General features: G+C 63.6%; 7 protein-coding genes. All 7 read left to right on the forward strand.

Annotated features, from left to right (window positions below):
• Positions 1–13 precede the first annotated feature (13 nt).
• The 7 genes from AB8Z38_RS34705 to AB8Z38_RS34735 all read left to right on the forward strand — a co-directional run bounded on the left by AB8Z38_RS34705 (position 14) and on the right by AB8Z38_RS34735 (position 21,955).
• The gene (locus AB8Z38_RS34705; protein WP_369722030.1) at positions 14–11,143 is read left to right on the forward strand and encodes an Ig-like domain-containing protein; all 11,130 of its coding nucleotides are present in this window, start codon (positions 14–16) and stop codon (positions 11,141–11,143) included.
• 757 nt (positions 11,144–11,900) lie between these two features.
• Positions 11,901–16,784, forward strand: coding sequence for a beta strand repeat-containing protein (locus tag AB8Z38_RS34710; RefSeq protein WP_369722031.1), 4,884 nt, complete (start codon positions 11,901–11,903; stop codon positions 16,782–16,784).
• 574 nt (positions 16,785–17,358) lie between these two features.
• On the forward strand, positions 17,359–19,074 hold the full coding sequence (locus AB8Z38_RS34715) for a type I secretion system permease/ATPase (protein ID WP_369722032.1): 1,716 nt from the start codon (positions 17,359–17,361) through the stop codon (positions 19,072–19,074).
• Between the two features lie 10 nt (positions 19,075–19,084).
• Positions 19,085–20,440 (forward strand): HlyD family type I secretion periplasmic adaptor subunit, encoded by a 1,356-nt coding sequence (locus tag AB8Z38_RS34720; RefSeq protein ID WP_369722033.1) that lies wholly within the window; start codon positions 19,085–19,087, stop codon positions 20,438–20,440.
• Between the two features lie 441 nt (positions 20,441–20,881).
• Positions 20,882–21,091 carry a hypothetical protein gene (locus AB8Z38_RS34725; protein WP_279668637.1) on the forward strand — a complete coding sequence of 70 codons (210 nt, stop codon included), beginning with the start codon at positions 20,882–20,884 and terminating at the stop codon, positions 21,089–21,091.
• 85 nt (positions 21,092–21,176) lie between these two features.
• Positions 21,177–21,386: a hypothetical protein gene (locus tag AB8Z38_RS34730; RefSeq protein ID WP_279668636.1), complete on the forward strand. Its 210-nt coding sequence runs from the start codon at positions 21,177–21,179 to the stop codon at positions 21,384–21,386.
• 65 nt (positions 21,387–21,451) lie between these two features.
• Positions 21,452–21,955, forward strand: coding sequence for a prepilin peptidase (locus tag AB8Z38_RS34735; protein ID WP_369722034.1), 504 nt, complete (start codon positions 21,452–21,454; stop codon positions 21,953–21,955).
• Position 21,956: the final 1 nt, after the last annotated feature.

A 21,956-nucleotide genomic window follows, 5' to 3' on the forward strand; every position in this document is an offset into this window, starting at 1 on the left:
GCCAGCGTTTCGGATGTCGCCGGCAACCCGGCCGCCGCCGACCACAGCCTCGCGGTCGACGAGAGCGCGGCCATCACCATCAACACCATCGCGCTCGACGACGTCGTCAACGCCCTGGAGTCGCAATCCGCCCTGGACCATCAGCGGCGCCACCACCGGCGTCGAGGCCGGCCAGACCGTCACCGTCAGCCTCAACGGCCACGACTACACCGGCACCGTTGCCGCCGATCACACCTGGTCGACCTCGGTCGCGCAGGCCGACGTCGCCGCGCTCAGCGACGGCGGCTCCTACACCGTGCATGCCAGCGTTTCGGATGTCGCCGGCAACCCGGCCGCCGCCGACCACAGCCTCGCGGTCGACGAGAGCGCGGCCATCACCATCAACACCATCGCGCTCGACGACGTCGTCAACGCCCTGGAGTCGCAATCCGCCCTGACCATCAGCGGCGCCACCACCGGCGTCGAGGCCGGCCAGACCGTCACCGTCAGCCTCAACGGCCACGACTACACCGGCACCGTTGCCGCCGATCACACCTGGTCGACCTCGGTCGCGCAGGCCGACGTCGCCGCGCTCAGCGACGGCGGCTCCTACACCGTGCATGCCAGCGTTTCGGATGTCGCCGGCAACCCGGCCGCCGCCGACCACAGCCTCGCGGTCGACGAGAGCGCGGCCATCACCATCAACACCATCGCGCTCGACGACGTCGTCAACGCCCTGGAGTCGCAATCCGCCCTGACCATCAGCGGCGCCACCACCGGCGTCGAGGCCGGCCAGACCGTCACCGTCAGCCTCAACGGCCACGACTACACCGGCACCGTTGCCGCCGATCACACCTGGTCGACCTCGGTCGCGCAGGCCGACGTCGCCGCGCTCAGCGACGGCGGCTCCTACACCGTGCATGCCAGCGTTTCGGATGTCGCCGGCAACCCGGCCGCCGCCGACCACAGCCTCGCGGTCGACGAGAGCGCGGCCATCACCATCAACACCATCGCGCTCGACGACGTCGTCAACGCCCTGGAGTCGCAATCCGCCCTGACCATCAGCGGCGCCACCACCGGCGTCGAGGCCGGCCAGACCGTCACCGTCAGCCTCAACGGCCACGACTACACCGGCACCGTTGCCGCCGATCACACCTGGTCGACCTCGGTCGCGCAGGCCGACGTCGCCGCGCTCAGCGACGGCGGCTCCTACACCGTGCATGCCAGCGTTTCGGATGTCGCCGGCAACCCGGCCGCCGCCGACCACAGCCTCGCGGTCGACGAGAGCGCGGCCATCACCATCAACACCATCGCGCTCGACGACGTCGTCAACGCCCTGGAGTCGCAATCCGCCCTGACCATCAGCGGCGCCACCACCGGCGTCGAGGCCGGCCAGACCGTCACCGTCAGCCTCAACGGCCACGACTACACCGGCACCGTTGCCGCCGATCACACCTGGTCGACCTCGGTCGCGCAGGCCGACGTCGCCGCGCTCAGCGACGGCGGCTCCTACACCGTGCATGCCAGCGTTTCGGATGTCGCCGGCAACCCGGCCGCCGCCGACCACAGCCTCGCGGTCGACGAGAGCGCGGCCATCACCATCAACACCATCGCGCTCGACGACGTCGTCAACGCCCTGGAGTCGCAATCCGCCCTGACCATCAGCGGCGCCACCACCGGCGTCGAGGCCGGCCAGACCGTCACCGTCAGCCTCAACGGCCACGACTACACCGGCACCGTTGCCGCCGATCACACCTGGTCGACCTCGGTCGCGCAGGCCGACGTCGCCGCGCTCAGCGACGGCGGCTCCTACACCGTGCATGCCAGCGTTTCGGATGTCGCCGGCAACCCGGCCGCCGCCGACCACAGCCTCGCGGTCGACGAGAGCGCGGCCATCACCATCAACACCATCGCGCTCGACGACGTCGTCAACGCCCTGGAGTCGCAATCCGCCCTGACCATCAGCGGCGCCACCACCGGCGTCGAGGCCGGCCAGACCGTCACCGTCAGCCTCAACGGCCACGACTACACCGGCACCGTTGCCGCCGATCACACCTGGTCGACCTCGGTCGCGCAGGCCGACGTCGCCGCGCTCAGCGACGGCGGCTCCTACACCGTGCATGCCAGCGTTTCGGATGTCGCCGGCAACCCGGCCGCCGCCGACCACAGCCTCGCGGTCGACGAGAGCGCGGCCATCACCATCAACACCATCGCGCTCGACGACGTCGTCAACGCCCTGGAGTCGCAATCCGCCCTGACCATCAGCGGCGCCACCACCGGCGTCGAGGCCGGCCAGACCGTCACCGTCAGCCTCAACGGCCACGACTACACCGGCACCGTTGCCGCCGATCACACCTGGTCGACCTCGGTCGCGCAGGCCGACGTCGCCGCGCTCAGCGACGGCGGCTCCTACACCGTGCATGCCAGCGTTTCGGATGTCGCCGGCAACCCGGCCGCCGCCGACCACAGCCTCGCGGTCGACGAGAGCGCGGCCATCACCATCAACACCATCGCGCTCGACGACGTCGTCAACGCCCTGGAGTCGCAATCCGCCCTGACCATCAGCGGCGCCACCACCGGCGTCGAGGCCGGCCAGACCGTCACCGTCAGCCTCAACGGCCACGACTACACCGGCACCGTTGCCGCCGATCACACCTGGTCGACCTCGGTCGCGCAGGCCGACGTCGCCGCGCTCAGCGACGGCGGCTCCTACACCGTGCATGCCAGCGTTTCGGATGTCGCCGGCAACCCGGCCGCCGCCGACCACAGCCTCGCGGTCGACGAGAGCGCGGCCATCACCATCAACACCATCGCGCTCGACGACGTCGTCAACGCCCTGGAGTCGCAATCCGCCCTGACCATCAGCGGCGCCACCACCGGCGTCGAGGCCGGCCAGACCGTCACCGTCAGCCTCAACGGCCACGACTACACCGGCACCGTTGCCGCCGATCACACCTGGTCGACCTCGGTCGCGCAGGCCGACGTCGCCGCGCTCAGCGACGGCGGCTCCTACACCGTGCATGCCAGCGTTTCGGATGTCGCCGGCAACCCGGCCGCCGCCGACCACAGCCTCGCGGTCGACGAGAGCGCGGCCATCACCATCAACACCATCGCGCTCGACGACGTCGTCAACGCCCTGGAGTCGCAATCCGCCCTGACCATCAGCGGCGCCACCACCGGCGTCGAGGCCGGCCAGACCGTCACCGTCAGCCTCAACGGCCACGACTACACCGGCACCGTTGCCGCCGATCACACCTGGTCGACCTCGGTCGCGCAGGCCGACGTCGCCGCGCTCAGCGACGGCGGCTCCTACACCGTGCATGCCAGCGTTTCGGATGTCGCCGGCAACCCGGCCGCCGCCGACCACAGCCTCGCGGTCGACGAGAGCGCGGCCATCACCATCAACACCATCGCGCTCGACGACGTCGTCAACGCCCTGGAGTCGCAATCCGCCCTGACCATCAGCGGCGCCACCACCGGCGTCGAGGCCGGCCAGACCGTCACCGTCAGCCTCAACGGCCACGACTACACCGGCACCGTTGCCGCCGATCACACCTGGTCGACCTCGGTCGCGCAGGCCGACGTCGCCGCGCTCAGCGACGGCGGCTCCTACACCGTGCATGCCAGCGTTTCGGATGTCGCCGGCAACCCGGCCGCCGCCGACCACAGCCTCGCGGTCGACGAGAGCGCGGCCATCACCATCAACACCATCGCGCTCGACGACGTCGTCAACGCCCTGGAGTCGCAATCCGCCCTGACCATCAGCGGCGCCACCACCGGCGTCGAGGCCGGCCAGACCGTCACCGTCAGCCTCAACGGCCACGACTACACCGGCACCGTTGCCGCCGATCACACCTGGTCGACCTCGGTCGCGCAGGCCGACGTCGCCGCGCTCAGCGACGGCGGCTCCTACACCGTGCATGCCAGCGTTTCGGATGTCGCCGGCAACCCGGCCGCCGCCGACCACAGCCTCGCGGTCGACGAGAGCGCGGCCATCACCATCAACACCATCGCGCTCGACGACGTCGTCAACGCCCTGGAGTCGCAATCCGCCCTGACCATCAGCGGCGCCACCACCGGCGTCGAGGCCGGCCAGACCGTCACCGTCAGCCTCAACGGCCACGACTACACCGGCACCGTTGCCGCCGATCACACCTGGTCGACCTCGGTCGCGCAGGCCGACGTCGCCGCGCTCAGCGACGGCGGCTCCTACACCGTGCATGCCAGCGTTTCGGATGTCGCCGGCAACCCGGCCGCCGCCGACCACAGCCTCGCGGTCGACGAGAGCGCGGCCATCACCATCAACACCATCGCGCTCGACGACGTCGTCAACGCCCTGGAGTCGCAATCCGCCCTGACCATCAGCGGCGCCACCACCGGCGTCGAGGCCGGCCAGACCGTCACCGTCAGCCTCAACGGCCACGACTACACCGGCACCGTTGCCGCCGATCACACCTGGTCGACCTCGGTCGCGCAGGCCGACGTCGCCGCGCTCAGCGACGGCGGCTCCTACACCGTGCATGCCAGCGTTTCGGATGTCGCCGGCAACCCGGCCGCCGCCGACCACAGCCTCGCGGTCGACGAGAGCGCGGCCATCACCATCAACACCATCGCGCTCGACGACGTCGTCAACGCCCTGGAGTCGCAATCCGCCCTGACCATCAGCGGCGCCACCACCGGCGTCGAGGCCGGCCAGACCGTCACCGTCAGCCTCAACGGCCACGACTACACCGGCACCGTTGCCGCCGATCACACCTGGTCGACCTCGGTCGCGCAGGCCGACGTCGCCGCGCTCAGCGACGGCGGCTCCTACACCGTGCATGCCAGCGTTTCGGATGTCGCCGGCAACCCGGCCGCCGCCGACCACAGCCTCGCGGTCGACGAGAGCGCGGCCATCACCATCAACACCATCGCGCTCGACGACGTCGTCAACGCCCTGGAGTCGCAATCCGCCCTGACCATCAGCGGCGCCACCACCGGCGTCGAGGCCGGCCAGACCGTCACCGTCAGCCTCAACGGCCACGACTACACCGGCACCGTTGCCGCCGATCACACCTGGTCGACCTCGGTCGCGCAGGCCGACGTCGCCGCGCTCAGCGACGGCGGCTCCTACACCGTGCATGCCAGCGTTTCGGATGTCGCCGGCAACCCGGCCGCCGCCGACCACAGCCTCGCGGTCGACGAGAGCGCGGCCATCACCATCAACACCATCGCGCTCGACGACGTCGTCAACGCCCTGGAGTCGCAATCCGCCCTGACCATCAGCGGCGCCACCACCGGCGTCGAGGCCGGCCAGACCGTCACCGTCAGCCTCAACGGCCACGACTACACCGGCACCGTTGCCGCCGATCACACCTGGTCGACCTCGGTCGCGCAGGCCGACGTCGCCGCGCTCAGCGACGGCGGCTCCTACACCGTGCATGCCAGCGTTTCGGATGTCGCCGGCAACCCGGCCGCCGCCGACCACAGCCTCGCGGTCGACGAGAGCGCGGCCATCACCATCAACACCATCGCGCTCGACGACGTCGTCAACGCCCTGGAGTCGCAATCCGCCCTGACCATCAGCGGCGCCACCACCGGCGTCGAGGCCGGCCAGACCGTCACCGTCAGCCTCAACGGCCACGACTACACCGGCACCGTTGCCGCCGATCACACCTGGTCGACCTCGGTCGCGCAGGCCGACGTCGCCGCGCTCAGCGACGGCGGCTCCTACACCGTGCATGCCAGCGTTTCGGATGTCGCCGGCAACCCGGCCGCCGCCGACCACAGCCTCGCGGTCGACGAGAGCGCGGCCATCACCATCAACACCATCGCGCTCGACGACGTCGTCAACGCCCTGGAGTCGCAATCCGCCCTGACCATCAGCGGCGCCACCACCGGCGTCGAGGCCGGCCAGACCGTCACCGTCAGCCTCAACGGCCACGACTACACCGGCACCGTTGCCGCCGATCACACCTGGTCGACCTCGGTCGCGCAGGCCGACGTCGCCGCGCTCAGCGACGGCGGCTCCTACACCGTGCATGCCAGCGTTTCGGATGTCGCCGGCAACCCGGCCGCCGCCGACCACAGCCTCGCGGTCGACGAGAGCGCGGCCATCACCATCAACACCATCGCGCTCGACGACGTCGTCAACGCCCTGGAGTCGCAATCCGCCCTGACCATCAGCGGCGCCACCACCGGCGTCGAGGCCGGCCAGACCGTCACCGTCAGCCTCAACGGCCACGACTACACCGGCACCGTTGCCGCCGATCACACCTGGTCGACCTCGGTCGCGCAGGCCGACGTCGCCGCGCTCAGCGACGGCGGCTCCTACACCGTGCATGCCAGCGTTTCGGATGTCGCCGGCAACCCGGCCGCCGCCGACCACAGCCTCGCGGTCGACGAGAGCGCGGCCATCACCATCAACACCATCGCGCTCGACGACGTCGTCAACGCCCTGGAGTCGCAATCCGCCCTGACCATCAGCGGCGCCACCACCGGCGTCGAGGCCGGCCAGACCGTCACCGTCAGCCTCAACGGCCACGACTACACCGGCACCGTTGCCGCCGATCACACCTGGTCGACCTCGGTCGCGCAGGCCGACGTCGCCGCGCTCAGCGACGGCGGCTCCTACACCGTGCATGCCAGCGTTTCGGATGTCGCCGGCAACCCGGCCGCCGCCGACCACAGCCTCGCGGTCGACGAGAGCGCGGCCATCACCATCAACACCATCGCGCTCGACGACGTCGTCAACGCCCTGGAGTCGCAATCCGCCCTGACCATCAGCGGCGCCACCACCGGCGTCGAGGCCGGCCAGACCGTCACCGTCAGCCTCAACGGCCACGACTACACCGGCACCGTTGCCGCCGATCACACCTGGTCGACCTCGGTCGCGCAGGCCGACGTCGCCGCGCTCAGCGACGGCGGCTCCTACACCGTGCATGCCAGCGTTTCGGATGTCGCCGGCAACCCGGCCGCCGCCGACCACAGCCTCGCGGTCGACGAGAGCGCGGCCACGCTTGCGGTCACCGCGATTGCGCCGGACAACGGCACCAGCGGCAGCGACTTCATCACCAACACCACGACGGTGTCGGTCAGCGGCACCATCGACGTCGCGGATGCGAGCCGCAGCGTCACGGTGAAGGACGGCACGACCACGCTGGGGACGACCACGGCGGACGCGAGCGGCAACTGGACGCTGGCGGGCGTGACGCTGGCGCCGGGCAGCCACAGCCTGACGGCCTCGGCGACCGACGTTGCCGGCAATCTCGGCACCTCGACGGCGCAGTCGGTGACGATCGACACCACGGCACCGACGCTTGCGGTCACCGCGATTGCGCCGGACAACGGCACCAGCGGCAGCGACTTCATCACCAACACCACGACGGTGTCGGTCAGCGGCACCATCGACGTCGCGGATGCGAGCCGCAGCGTCACGGTGAAGGACGGCACGACCACGCTGGGAACGACCACGGCGGACGCGAGCGGCAACTGGACGCTGGCGGGCGTGACGCTGGCGCCGGGCAGCCACAGCCTGACGGCCTCGGCGACCGACGTTGCCGGCAATCTCGGCACCTCGACGGCGCAGTCGGTGACGATCGACACCACGGCACCGACGCTTGCGGTCACCGCGATTGCGCCGGACAACGGCACCAGCGGCAGCGACTTCATCACCAACACCACGACGGTGTCGGTCAGCGGCACCATCGACGTCGCGGATGCGAGCCGCAGCGTCACGGTGAAGGACGGCACGACCACGCTGGGGACGACCACGGCGGACGCGAGCGGCAACTGGACGCTGGCGGGCGTGACGCTGGCGCCGGGCAGCCACAGCCTGACGGCCTCGGCGACCGACGTTGCCGGCAATCTCGGTACCTCGACGGCGCAGTCGGTGACGATCGACACCACGGCACCGACGCTTGCGGTCACCGCGATTGCGCCGGACAACGGCACCAGCGGCAGCGACTTCATCACCAACACCACGACGGTGTCGGTCAGCGGCACCATCGACGTCGCGGATGCGAGCCGCAGCGTCACGGTGAAGGACGGCACGACCACGCTGGGGACGACCACGGCGGACGCGAGCGGCAACTGGACGCTGGCGGGCGTGACGCTGGCGCCGGGCAGCCACAGCCTGACGGCCTCGGCGACCGACGTTGCCGGCAATCTCGGCACCTCGACGGCGCAGTCGGTGACGATCGACACCACGGCACCGACGCTTGCGGTCACCGCGATTGCGCCGGACAACGGCACCAGCGGCAGCGACTTCATCACCAACACCACGACGGTGTCGGTCAGCGGCACCATCGACGTCGCGGATGCGAGCCGCAGCGTCACGGTGAAGGACGGCACGACCACGCTGGGAACGACCACGGCGGACGCGAGCGGCAACTGGACGCTGGCGGGCGTGACGCTGGCGCCGGGCAGCCACAGCCTGACGGCCTCGGCGACCGACGTTGCCGGCAATCTCGGCACCTCGACGGCGCAGTCGGTGACGATCGACACCACGGCACCGACGCTTGCGGTCACCGCGATTGCGCCGGACAACGGCACCAGCGGCAGCGACTTCATCACCAACACCACGACGGTGTCGGTCAGCGGCACCATCGACGTCGCGGATGCGAGCCGCAGCGTCACGGTGAAGGACGGCATGACCACGCTGGGGACGACCACGGCGGACGCGAGCGGCAACTGGACGCTGGCGGGCGTGACGCTGGCGCCGGGCAGCCACAGCCTGACGGCCTCGGCGACCGACGTTGCCGGCAATCTCGGCACCTCGACGGCGCAGTCGGTGACGATCGACACCACGGCACCGAGCAGTTTGGCGACCAAGACTTTGAGTCTTGCCGCCGGCAGCGACTCCGGTAGCAGCAGCAGTGACAATATTACCAACGTCAATACGCCAAGCGTAACGGTGAGCAGCTTGGCTGGAACGGCGATGGCGGTGGGCGACATTATCAAAATCATCGACACCAGCAATGGCAACGCAGTGGTGGGTAGCTACACGGTCGTTTCTGGTGATTTGACCGGTGGCACCTGGAATGGAACGACCAAGAACATCACCACCAGTACCCTGACGGATGGCGCTCATAACCTGAAAGTGGAGTTGGTGGATTTGGCCGGCAACGTGGGTACGGTCAGCACCGCCGCGCTGGGCGTGACGATCGACACCAGCGCGGGGGCACCGTCGGCGCTTGACCTTGCGGCCGCCGACGATACCGGGTCGAGCAACACCGACAATATCACCAAGAACACGTCTGCCCTAACCATCAGCGGTTCGGGAGAGAACGGGGCGACGGTGACGCTGTTCGACGACGCCAACAACAACGGCGTGGTCAATGCAGGCGAGAGCCTGGGCACAGCAACGGTATCCGGAGGCACGTTCACCCTGGACGTTTCCCTGGCGGCTAGTGCCACCCATAATATCCGGGCGATCCAGACCGACGTTGCGGGTAATGTGAGCATCGCCTCGACCAGCCACGCGCTGGACATCACGGTCGACACTACGGCGCCGAATGCGCCTTCGAGTTTGAGCTACAACCAGACGACACATACGATTACGGGATCCGCAGAAGCGAACTCTACGATCACTGTTACGGTGCAGGGTACCAATGAAGGTACCGGAACAACTGGCACTGGCGGCACTTTCTCGGTTCCGCTTGCCCCGACTTGGCCCGGGACTAAGTCAATTTCTGTTACCGCTACTGACGCGGCTGGGAACACGAGCTCGGCTGGCGCAATATCGTCGCAGTATCCAGCCGGTGTCACAGGATCTGAGATCAATCTCGCACTTGATAATCCGCACGACGGGATTGGCGAGTTTACTGTATCAATCCACGGTTTACCTTCAGGTTGGTCATTAGATGCCGGTAATCGCGTGGACGGAGACACTTGGACGCTAGTGTCCAACGATCTTTCGTCTCTGATGGTTATGCCGGACTCTGGATTTATCGGAGCGCTAGTGCTTCAGGTGCAGGAGACCTGGACATATCAAGACGGCACAGGAGGGTATGCTCTTATTTTAAACAATGTAGAGGCTTATGCCCCCGGCTCGCCTATCTTCGCCATCTCAGGTGACGATAACTTGACCGCCTCAAGCGGCCACGATCTGCTCGTCTTCTCACAACCGATCGGCAACGACGTGGTGCACAGCTTCGATGTATCCGCTGATACCCTCGATTTGATCGGGTACTCAGGCTTTACGACCTTCGTCGATCTCCAGGCCCACACTGCCGATGACGCCAGCGGCAACGCGGTCATCACGGTGACCGATGGCCAGACCATCACGCTCGAGGGCGTGCACGCAGCAGATCTTACATCGTCCAACTTCGAATTCGATGTCACGCCAACAACGGAAAATCCGGGCGCGATGACGATTGGCGACGGCGCAATGCTGCCACTGACCGGCGAAATCCATAATACCGGGACCATCTCGCTGCAGTCGACGGGAGATCAGACCACTTTGGAGCTGATCGAGCACGGCATCACACTCGACGGCGGTGGGCAGCTCGTGCTGTCCGACGATGCTGATAACTACGTGGTTGGATCGGTGTCGGACGTCACGTTTACCAACGTCGACAACACCATCTCGGGTGCCGGCCACCTCGGCGACGGCATGATGATCCTGGTGAACGAGGGCACCATCATTGCCAACGTGACCAATAGTCTCGAGATCGACACCGGTACCAACACCATCGTGAACTCCGGAACACTGGAGGCGACCGGCAGCGGCGGCCTGGTGATCGAGAGCGCGGTCGCCAACTCCGGCCTGCTCTGGGCCAACGGCGGCACTGTGACCGCGCAGGCTGAGGTCACCGGATCGGGCACCGCGGAGATCAGCGGGACTGGAACCATGGAGTTCGGAGCCGCTTCGAGCGCGAACGTCATCTTTGACGCGACCGCCACCGGTCACCTGATCCTGGATGATGCCTTCCATTTCACCGGAACGGTTGGTGGGCTTGCGGCCAACGACGATATCGATCTCAAGGGGTTCGCTTTCGGTGCAGGCACCACCGTGACTTTCGCCGAGAACCAGGCCGGGAGCGGCGGCACTTTGACGGTGTCGGATGGAGGTCACACGGCCAACATTGTCCTGCTCGGGCAGTACGATCCGACGGGCTTCAACGAAAAGGCAGACACCACCACGGGCACGGTGATCAGCTATGATCCGCACCACATCGCCTAGCTGCCAATAAAGCTGGGAGAAGAAGTGACAGTCCATCAACCGAGTAGCGGCAACATCTTAGAGGGTTGCGATTACACAATTTGCCAGCGGACTCGCTCGCCATGAACATCTCGCCAATCAATAACAAAGCGGGATTGCCGTACGGTTCTCAAGGAGATGGAGGGGCCTGATCGCCCGAAGCGCAAACAAACTCAAGCGCGATCATCTCTGGTGACCGATCCGGAGACGGCTAGTAGGTCTCGCTCCGTTAGCTTGAGCTAACTTATGGCTTGCACGCAAGAACAGCGGCGGCCGTTCTGGCGACGCCTTTGATCATTTCAGAAGCGACCGTATCGCGACCGTTGGCACCACGCCGGCTTCGCAAGAGGCATGCGGGGTACCCCTTCTGCGCAGCACGGCGGACGCTAAACCAACGAGATGCCATTGCACTATGGTTAATCACCGTGGTTAGTAAGGCGTCTAATGGTCATAACAATGCCGCTTTTGTGGCAAGTGGCCGAACGCAAAATTACCCCGCTTCAAAGGGCAGACGGCCGAGGGCGTTCTCTTGAAACCTTGCATCACCATTTTTGCATTGCGGAGCCGGAACGCCTGAAGGCAGGCCGGTATTTTTGTGACGCGCGTTCAGGGGCGATGCTCCCCGCTCAACCAGCGCAAAGAAGACTCGCTCTGAGCATTAATAGGGCGGCGACTATTCGGGAGGGGGCGAGCGTTCGCGACAGGCTTTGCGGTTGCGTCATTTCAGGAGGGTTTCGTTATGGCATCATACACTTGGGATCCCATTACGAGCACGTACGTTCTCAGCGCGGATCAATCATTCTCTGTCACTACCGATCAGCTGGATTATTCACCCGGATCGACCGCCAGCATCACCGCCGCGGGTTCTAGCGCCGGCGACGCTATCGAGATCACCGCCCAGGTGATCGAAGCGAACGGCACGCTGGGTGCCATCACCTTCGACACAACGTTGACAATCGGAAGCGATGGCACTGCGGCGACCACCATGTGGATCGATCCCGCGCTCTACACCAACCAGAACATCCTGCTGACGGCAACCGACCTGACCGCCGGCGTCATGGCGACGGAGCGGTTCGCGGATGCGCCGCCGACCGACTTCTTATATGTCGACAACCATATCGACCTCTCTGTGGCGATGGGCACGACTCTGGGAACAACCGCCTTGGTAGCTGGCGCGATCTGGGCCAACGACGGCACGACCCTCGATCCGAACGGCAGCACCGGGTCCGGCGTGTTCTCTACGTTCTCGGAGGTGCAACAGGATAATAGCTCCCAGCTCGGAACGGAGCAGGGGTTCGACACTACCGCAGTCGGTGTGTTGAACGGAGGCAGCGATGACACGCACAATTTCACCATTCATCTAAGCAACCTTGTGGCCGTTGACGCCAGCGGCAACCCGATCACGAGCGCGACGCCCGTCAACACGCCGTCGTATTACGCGTTCAAGCTTGACGTTCATCAGAACACGAATAATTCCTACCTGTCGCTCGACGAGTTGCAGATTTGGCAATCGCACACTGACAATCTCGGCAACGGATCATTTACGGCAAACGACGGCACCGCTGGAACCGCGCCCAGCTTCTCCTTCAATAGCGGCAGCGGCACGCTAGTCTACGATCTCAATTCCACGCAACACGAAACAAGCAATCAGCCTAATTCGGTGCTGCTCAATTCTCAGTTCACGGCCGGTAGCGGCGGCGGCAGCCAAACGGGGTCCGATCTCGTCGTCTTGATCCCGACCGCCGACTTCGATCCGGCAAAAGGCGACAGCGTCTACCTGTACTCCGCCTTTGGTTATCAGGGCGGCAGTTGGGCGGCGAACTCGACTTTTGAAGAGTGGGGCGCCCAGACCGGGACGACCGCCCCCAACGTAACGCCGCTTATCAACGTCGAGAAGCTGGTGTCCGTGAACGGCGGGACGACCTGGTATCTCAACCCCGACGATGGCATCAACGGCGAGTCTGCCGGCGATATCACGGCGGTTACGGCGGCGATCACCGCGGTCCTTCCAAGCGGACAGACGCTCATTTCCGACGGCTCGGTGCCGTCGGCGACGCCGGGTGGGACCGTTGATTACGAAGTGGTAGTCACCAATACCGGCAATGTCACGGATACCAACGTGTCGGTAACCGATAGTCCGTTGCTGCCCGGCCCCTTCACATTTTCCTCCACCATTCTGGCCCCTGGCGCCTCCCTGGTCTCCAGCGTGGTGACCTCGATGGCAGGAGCGGCCGGGTCCGGGTTCGCCGACACGGCGACCGTCACCGCCAACTACGGCAATACTCTGCTGACCGACAGCGATACCGCCAGTTTCACCGTGGCGGCGGCCCAACCGACCGCGGTCCTCTCCGGGTTTAAGTACGAGGATGCAAACGGCAACGGCATGCTCGACCCTGGGACCGACGGCGCCCCGAAGGTAGGCTTTGAAATCTTCCTCTACCAAGACAACGGCACTGTGGCGGGCCAACTGGATGCCAATGATACGCTCGTTGATCACGTGACCACGGACGCTGCCGGCGCGTATAGCTTTGGACCGCTTAACCCGGGCAGCTACATCATCGTCGAGGGGAACCAGGCCGGGTGGGTCCAGAGCCCTGACGTTAACACGATGGTGGTGAACGGCAGCTCTGACGTTGGGTTTGATTCCACCAAGAGCGAGAATGGCTATTTGGAGCAAGTGAGAACTTCGAACGTTGGCGACCTGAACTTCGCAAACTTTCATGAGATCACGATCGAGGGCACGAAGTACAACGACATCAAAGGCGACGACGGGACGGTTGCGGTCGGGACTGCCGACGATATCGGGTTGGCGGGGGTCACGATCGACCTGATCGATGCCAACACCAGCGCGGTCGTGGCGATGACGACGACGGGCACTGGCGGCCACTACGAGTTTGACAACGTGCTGCCGCTGGGAGCCGGCGATACCTATCTGGTCAAGGAGGTGGTGCCGGCTAATTCAACGCAAACCTATGGCTCGGCGGGGTATGTGATCACTCCGACCAGCGGAGCCGATTTGAAGGGCAACGACTTCGCGAATTTCGCGGACTTCAAGATCGAGGGCACGAAGTACAACGACGTCAAAGGCGACGACGGGACAGTTGCGGTCGGGACTGCCGACGATATCGGGTTGGCGGGGGTCACGATCGACCTGATCGATGCCAACACCAGCGCGGTCGTGGCGATGACGACGACGGGCACTGGCGGCCACTACGAGTTTGACAACGTGCTGCCGCTGGGAGCCGGCGATAGCTATCTGGTCAAGGAGGTGGTGCCGGCTAATTCGACGCAAACCTATGGCTCGGCGGGGTATGTGATCACTCCGACCAGCGGAGCCGATTTGAAGGGCAACGACTTCGCGAATTTCGCGGACTTCAAGATCGAGGGCACGAAGTACAACGACGTCAAAGGCGACGACGGGACAGTTGCGGTCGGGACTGCCGACGATATCGGGTTGGCGGGGGTCACGATCGACCTGATCGATGCCAACACCAGCGCGGTCGTGGCGATGACGACGACGGGCACTGGCGGCCACTACGAGTTTGACAACGTGCTGCCGCTGGGAGCCGGCGATAGCTATCTGGTCAAGGAGGTGGTGCCGGCTAATTCGACGCAAACCTATGGCTCGGCGGGGTATGTGATCACTCCGGCCAGCGGAGCCGATTTGAAGGGCAACGACTTCGCGAATTTCGCGGACTTCAAGATCGAGGGCACGAAGTACAACGACGTCAAAGGCGACGACGGGACGGTTGCGGTCGGGACTGCCGACGATATCGGGTTGGCGGGGGTCACGATCGACCTGATCGATGCCAACACCAGCGCGGTCGTGGCGATGACGACGACGGGCCCTGGCGGCCACTACGAGTTTGACAACGTGCTGCCGCTGGGAGCTGGCGATAGCTATCTGGTCAAGGAGGTGGTGCCGGCTAATTCGACGCAAACCTATGGCTCGGCGGGCCATGTGATCACTCCGGCCAGCGGAGCCGATTTGAAGGGCAACGACTTCGCGAATTTCGCGGACTTCAAGATCGAGGGCACGAAGTACAACGACGTCAAAGGCGACGACGGGACGGTTGCGGTCGGGACTGCCGACGATATCGGGTTGGCGGGGGTCACGATCGACTTGATCGATGCCAACACCAGCGCGGTCGTGGCGATGACGACGACGGGCCCTGGCGGCCACTACGAGTTTGACAACGTGCTGCCGCTGGGAGCTGGCGATAGCTATCTGGTCAAGGAGGTGGTGCCGGCTAATTCGACGCAAACCTATGGCTCGGCGGGTTATGTGATCACTCCGGCCAGCGGAGCCGATTTGAAGGGCAACGACTTCGCGAATTTCGCGGAGTTTAGCATCTCGGGCAAGAAATATTTCGACGCCAATTCAAACGGCAAGATTGACTCCGGCGTGGATACGCCAATCGGCGGTGTCACGATCGATCTCTTCACGTGGAAAGACTCTAACCACAACGGCCATGTCGATTCTGGCGAAACAACGTTCCTTGAAGCCACCACGACTGCAACCGACGGGTCGTATTCATTCGGCAATCTTGCGCCGGGAAACTATTTTGTGCAGGAACTCTTGCCAGGGGGATACACGGAGACTTTCGGAACGGCTGGCTACACCGTTGCTGGAACCAGCGGCGTGAACATCACCAATGACAATTTTGCGAACGCGATCAACCAAGCCCTTCCGGGCCTGACCGCGGGCTTCTGGGCACAGCACCAGACCGACTGGGATGGCATCGCATTCAACGACTCCAAGGCAGCAACCTTGGAGAGCGCCGGGACACTCACAAAGGCGTATCTGCCCGGCACGGACGACGTCAACCCGCTGAAGACCGGCCTGCTGCTCGGCGATATTGATCACAGTGGAACTACAAACAGCGGCGAGAAGGCGTTTTTTCTCCCGCTGCTGGCCGCGCAGGAGATCATCACTCAGTCGACTTCGAGCGATGCGCATGTCATCATGTTGAATCAACTGATTGCGAGCCAACTCAATGACTACAACGATGGCGGGCACGAGCCCATTGGCCTCATAGAGACGGCAATCAATTGGGCCGAGACCACGTATACGGCGGGCACGCTAACCGGCGGCAACGCGGACCTCAATCATGATGGCAAGCTTGAAACCACGTTTAGCGCAACGGGAAAAGTCGTCAGCGCTAGCGCAACGATAATCAATGTCACGCCCTCAACGGTTTCGCAGCTCTATGTGGGTGAGAGCGTTACAGGTAGTGGCATTCCTGGAAGCACGACGGTCTCCACTTTTGGGACGAACTCGATCACAATCAACCACAACGCCACGTCCAATGTTAACAGTGACACGCTGACGTTCGGTGCCGTAGGTGCCGAGTACAACACGAGTACACAATTGTTCACCTCTGCGCTTTCCTCAAGCTCGCCGGCTTGGACCGCATTTTCGTCAGTCTTCAACGAGACTACCGCTGGCTACCACCCACACACCGGAAATGCGCTAGTCGACGCCACCCATTACGCTGTGACGGCGGATGGCGAAGGCCTCAAGAATGCGCTGGAAGCTTTCAACGGAGGTCTGGCGGGAGGTCAACTTGACGTCTCGGCGGATGGGAGCTTGGTGTATTGGAAGTCCGGAGGGGGTGATTAGCGATGTACATAGCAATACCGCAGGCGCATTCTGGGGAATATTAGAGGACCAGAACCTGCTCCATCCCAACAGCATTATTGGAATTTCACACGCATGACCTAATTACCGGAATTCTATTCGACAAATGTGCCCCCGCGCCGGAATTCCTGCCGCGCCGGAGCGTTGTTAGAATTGCGCGCAGGACTGGCGGCCATCGCGCTTCATACGCTTTTTGGCATCCGTCACATTTTTTCGACCAGTTGGCCGCGCGATCATGCAATCCTGACCTGAGACAATCAAATCGTTCATGGAGTGCGAGCTTGGCCGGATCCTCGAAATATGCGCGAGATTGCGGCCATGAAAATTATTAATTGCGAGATGGTGCCGCGAGCTCTCCTTACCCTTGTTCCTCGAGGTCGGCTGAAACCCGGCCCCGGAGATTTGCCGGTTTAATCCAGCAGCCGGTTATGTTAAACATTTCCGCAGTTAACGAAAGAAACGCAGCCAATCCCGGCTATACTGAATCACATCGATTGTATTTTGCTCGTACCGCGGAAGATTATTAATTTCAGGGGGACGGTTTCCGTCAGATCGTGTGAGTATTGCTCCGATCAAGAGTAATGACGAACTGCGGCGTCTATTGGACGGCGGCCGGAGCTATTTCGTCACCGCCGCAATCTTCAGCCTGGCCATCAATGTCCTTTATCTGGCTGGCCCGCTTTACATGCTTCAGGTCTATGATCGCGTGATCTCGAGTGGCAGCGAGATCACGCTGCTCATGCTGACCATCGCCCTGTTGCTGGGTTATGGGGCGCTTGCAGGTCTCGATGCGGTACGCGCGCGCGTACTCACGCGCGCCAGTGTTCGCCTCGACCATCAAATGGCACCGCGCGTGATGACAGCAGTGATCGACCGCAACGCAAGGGGCGGCAGCACGCGTAGCCAGCTGCTGCGCGATTTCGACACTTTTCGCCAGTTCATCACGGGCACAGGAGTTCACGCAGTCTTTGATCTGCCCTGGGCCCCGATCTACATCCTCGTGATTTTTGCGCTACACCCGTTGCTGGGCGCCTTTGCACTGGCGTGTTGCCTCATTCTGATCCTGCTGGCCTTTCTCAACGAACTGGCAGTCAAGTCTCCGCTGTCGGAGGCCAACGAGGCGGCGAGCCGAAACTACATTTTTACCGAGATGAGCCTGCGCAACACCGAAGTGGTGCGCGCCATGGGCATGACGCCCGGACTGTTGCGACGCTGGAGTCGGGACCGCATCCGGATGATTGAGCGCCAGGTCACCGCCAGCGACCGTGCCTCCGCCATGCAGAGCCTGATCCGGTTCTCGCGGCTGTCCATGCAATCGCTGATATTGGGAGTAGGCGCCTACCTTGTCATCGAGCGCCTCACCACCGCGGGGGCGATGTTTGCGGCCAGCATCCTGCTCGGCCGTGCGCTTCAGCCGGTGGAGCAGATCGTTGGATCCTGGCGCGGCCTTGTCTCGGCTCGGGGCGCCTTCGTGCGGCTGCGCGAGCTGTTGAGCGCCCATCCACCGCGTGAAACCGGACTGACTCTGCCCCGCCCCGACGGCCAGCTTTCGGTGGACGGCCTATCATTCGCAGCACCGGGAACGTCAAAGGCCATTTTGCGCGGGGTTGCCTTCCGGATTGAACCGGGAGAAGTGCTGGGCATCATCGGTCCGTCCGGCGCTGGTAAATCCACGCTGGCGCGCCACCTCGTCGGAGTACAGACGCCTTCGGCAGGCGCGGCGCGGCTGGACGGCGCCGACATTTCGACCTGGATCAGGTCCTCCCTGGGCCAGCACCTCGGCTACCTTCCGCAGGATGTCGAACTCTTCGCCGACAGCATCGCCGCAAACATTTGCCGGTTCGACGACGGCGACGACAATGCGATTATTGCTGCGGCAAAGCTGGCCGGCGTGCACGAAATGATTGTGCGACTGCCGCAGGGCTACGATACCCAGGTCGGGGAGGGCGGTGCCATCCTCTCCGGCGGCTATCGCCAGCGGATTGGCCTTGCTCGGGCGGTCTATGGCGATCCGAGCCTTGTCGTGCTTGACGAGCCAAGTTCGAACCTCGATGCAGATGGCGACGCCGCGCTTGCCCATTGCATCCTGCAGCTGAAGCAGCGTGGAACGACCGTGGTCCTGATCTCACACCGGCCTGCCACCATTGGCGTTTGCGACAAGATCCTGGTGCTGCGTGAGGGTGTCGCCGAGATGTTCGGCCCACGGAACGAAATTCTATCGCGCCTGACGCGACCGGTGCCGGTCCCCTCCGTTCAGGCAGCGGCGAGTTAGGATAGATTGCATGGCCCTGGTGGATGCCGCAAACCGCTCGAGAACCCCGTTGTCGGCTGCAACCGGCCTACACAACGGCCCAAACGACTCGATTCGACAGACTGCTCTGGTGGGATGGCTAATCATCGCAGCGTTCTTTGGTGGTCTCGGTACCTGGGCAGTGACTGCGCCGCTCAATGGCGCCGTGGTCGCCAACGCGGTGATCAAGGTTGATGGAAACCGCAAGAGCGTCCAGCACCTCGACGGCGGCATCGTCAATGAACTACGCGTCCGGGAAGGCGATCGGGTGCTTGCCGGCGATCTCCTGATCGTACTCGACGAAACCCAGGCCCGTGCCGAATACGACGTCCTGACGCAAGAATATGCTGTGCTGCGGGCAACCGAAATCCGGTTGCTGACAGAGCTCGAGCATGGCTCCGAGCTCGTGATGCCCCCCGATCTCGAGGCTCGAACCGAGGATCGCTATCTCAAGAGCGTCTGGAAAGGTCAACTCAGCCAATTCCAGAGCCGGCGGGCCGCGCTGGAAGGGCAGCGCAGCGTGATCCGGGAAAAGATCAATCAGCTCGGCTCGCAGATCGTGGGCGCCGAGGCGCAGGTCAAATCCTTTACCGACCAGATCAACTCCATTCACAAGGAAGCCGCCGATATTGCCCCGCTGGTCGAGCGCGGCTTGATCGCCCGGCCGCGAATTCTGCAGCTGGAGCGAACCGCCTTTGGTCTTGAGGGGCAGATCGCGGATACGACGGCGAACATTGCTAAGGCCCGCCAAGCAATCGCCGAGCAGGAGCAACAAATCGCCCAGCTCGATAACGATCGGATGACCGACGTCACGAAGGACCTGCGTGACACCCAAGCCAAGCTCTTGGAAGTGATTCCGAAGGCGATGAACGCCAAAGCGGTGTTAGGCCGGATGGAGATCCGCGCGCCTTATACCGGTCGGATCGTGGGCCTGAGCGTATTTTCGGTGGGCGGCGTCATTCAGCGCGGGGATAAAATCCTTGACATCGTTCCGGACGAGGACTCGCTGACCATTGAGGCACAGGTCGGTGTCGATGATATCAGCGACGTGCATCCGGACACGCGCGCGGAGGTTCACCTCACCGCGTACAAGCAGCGCATCGTTCCGATCATTCATGGCGACGTCATTCAGATCTCGGCCGACCGCTTGACCGATCCGAAGACCAACGCACCCTATTACACCGCCTTCGTGCGGATTGACCGCGGTGAGCTCGCTGCGATGCCGAACATTCGGCTCTACCCGGGCATGCCGGCGACAGTCATGATCCCGACGGTGCAACGCACGGCATTTGAGTATATCGTTGGGCCGTTGGTGATGTCATTCAATCAGTCATTCCGGCAGAAGTAGGAGCGGGCGTTCATCGCTGCGACGCTTCGACTGCGCGCAATAGCCGGCTCAACATCATCTTACGTCTGCTGTTTGTGCCTGGTGCTAAGGTGCGGCAACGCGCAGACGCACGACTGGATGCAGTACGCGGCATTCGCGAACGATAGGTCGTTGTTGGCTACGCCTGCCCGGGCGCTACGGGCGGGACTTTCGTGCGCCGGTATCGCAGTATATCGTCCGGCCGTATTTTTACGGGCGGTCGGCGCTTCGATACTCATTCGGGATTAGCTCCAGAAATCCGAAACGCCATGCAGTAGTAGGGTTAACAAACGATTACTGTTGGCAAGTTCGTCGCGATCGATTTAAGGTGCTGGCAATGTTGGGACAAATTTACGTACCAACTTCGTAAATTTGGATGCCAACATTTATCAGTAAATTCATCTTAGTGAGAGGGATTGTACAATGCTTAGCTATTACATCAAAACCACCGAAGCCCTGAAGCAACTGCGCACGGACTCCAAGGGCGTTGTTTCGTTCGAGTACGTCATCGTCGCAGCTTGCATCGTCGCCGCTGTTGCCGCTGCGTTCGGCACCACGACCTCCAGCGGCATCGGCCAGGCGCTGACCACCGCGATTGGCAAGGTCACGACTGCGGTCACCACGGCGGCCTAGAGCAAGCAGATGCCGTTGGCAGTCTTTCTGCCAACGGTGCCCCTTGCAATTTTTGCATCGTTCATTGTCAGTCAGGATAAGTCCAATGCGTAAATATTACATTCTGGCGAAAGAAACCGTGAGACTGCTGCGCCGCGACAGGGATGGCGTTGTGTCCTTCGAGTACGTGATCGTCGCCGCTTGCATCGTCGCCGCTGTGGCTGCCGCGTTCGGCACCACGACTTCCAGCGGCATCGGCCAGGCGCTGACCACTGCGATCGGTACGATCACCACCGCGGTCACTACTGCCGCTTGAGGCAGAGAGACTGTCTGACGCCGGGGCGTTGCAAAGCGTCCCCGTCGCGTCTGAGGTAATTTTTCATGAGCTGGATTGCGTTCACGACCTCGTGTCTGGAAATCGCATTGTTGTTCTATGTTGCAACGATCGATATCGCGACACGATTGATCCGAAACGAAATTTGTCTGGCGCTGGCATTCCTCGGGATCGTCGGCCAATTGGCCAGCCCGATGCAGGTCGCCCAGTCACTAATTGTCGCCGCAATCCTGTTCGTGCTGCTCATCGTGATCTATCAGCGCGGAATGATCGGGGGCGGTGATTTAAAGTTGCTGGTTGCTCTGGCGATCGGTCTTCCGTTAACCGGCGTGATTGAGCTGTTGACGGTAACGGCACTCGCCGGTGGCGTCCTGGCTGCGGTGCATCTGATGATGCGCCGCCTACCGCACCCGAAGCTGGCGGCCGCCGGATCGTCCTTGGCGCGCCGGATCTATGCGGTCGAGCGCTGGCGTCACTTGAGACGTGCGCCGCTGCCCTACGGTGTCGCCATCGCATGCGGCGGTATCTGGACTATTTTGAAAGGATTTTGAC

The organism is Bradyrhizobium sp. LLZ17, from assembly GCF_041200145.1.
In the GTDB taxonomy this organism is placed as follows: Bacteria; Pseudomonadota; Alphaproteobacteria; order Rhizobiales; family Xanthobacteraceae; genus Bradyrhizobium.

Excerpts from the sequence above, each read along its gene's own strand:
- AB8Z38_RS34705 (WP_369722030.1), top strand. The coding sequence starts at position 14 with ATGTCGCCGGCAACCCGGCCGCCGCCGACCACAGCCTCGCGGTCGACG.
- AB8Z38_RS34710 (WP_369722031.1), top strand. The coding sequence starts at position 11,901 with ATGGCATCATACACTTGGGATCCCATTACGAGCACGTACGTTCTCAGC.
- AB8Z38_RS34720 (WP_369722033.1), top strand. The coding sequence starts at position 19,085 with ATGGCCCTGGTGGATGCCGCAAACCGCTCGAGAACCCCGTTGTCGGCT.
- AB8Z38_RS34725 (WP_279668637.1), top strand. The coding sequence starts at position 20,882 with ATGCTTAGCTATTACATCAAAACCACCGAAGCCCTGAAGCAACTGCGC.
- AB8Z38_RS34730 (WP_279668636.1), top strand. The coding sequence starts at position 21,177 with ATGCGTAAATATTACATTCTGGCGAAAGAAACCGTGAGACTGCTGCGC.
- AB8Z38_RS34735 (WP_369722034.1), top strand. The coding sequence starts at position 21,452 with ATGAGCTGGATTGCGTTCACGACCTCGTGTCTGGAAATCGCATTGTTG.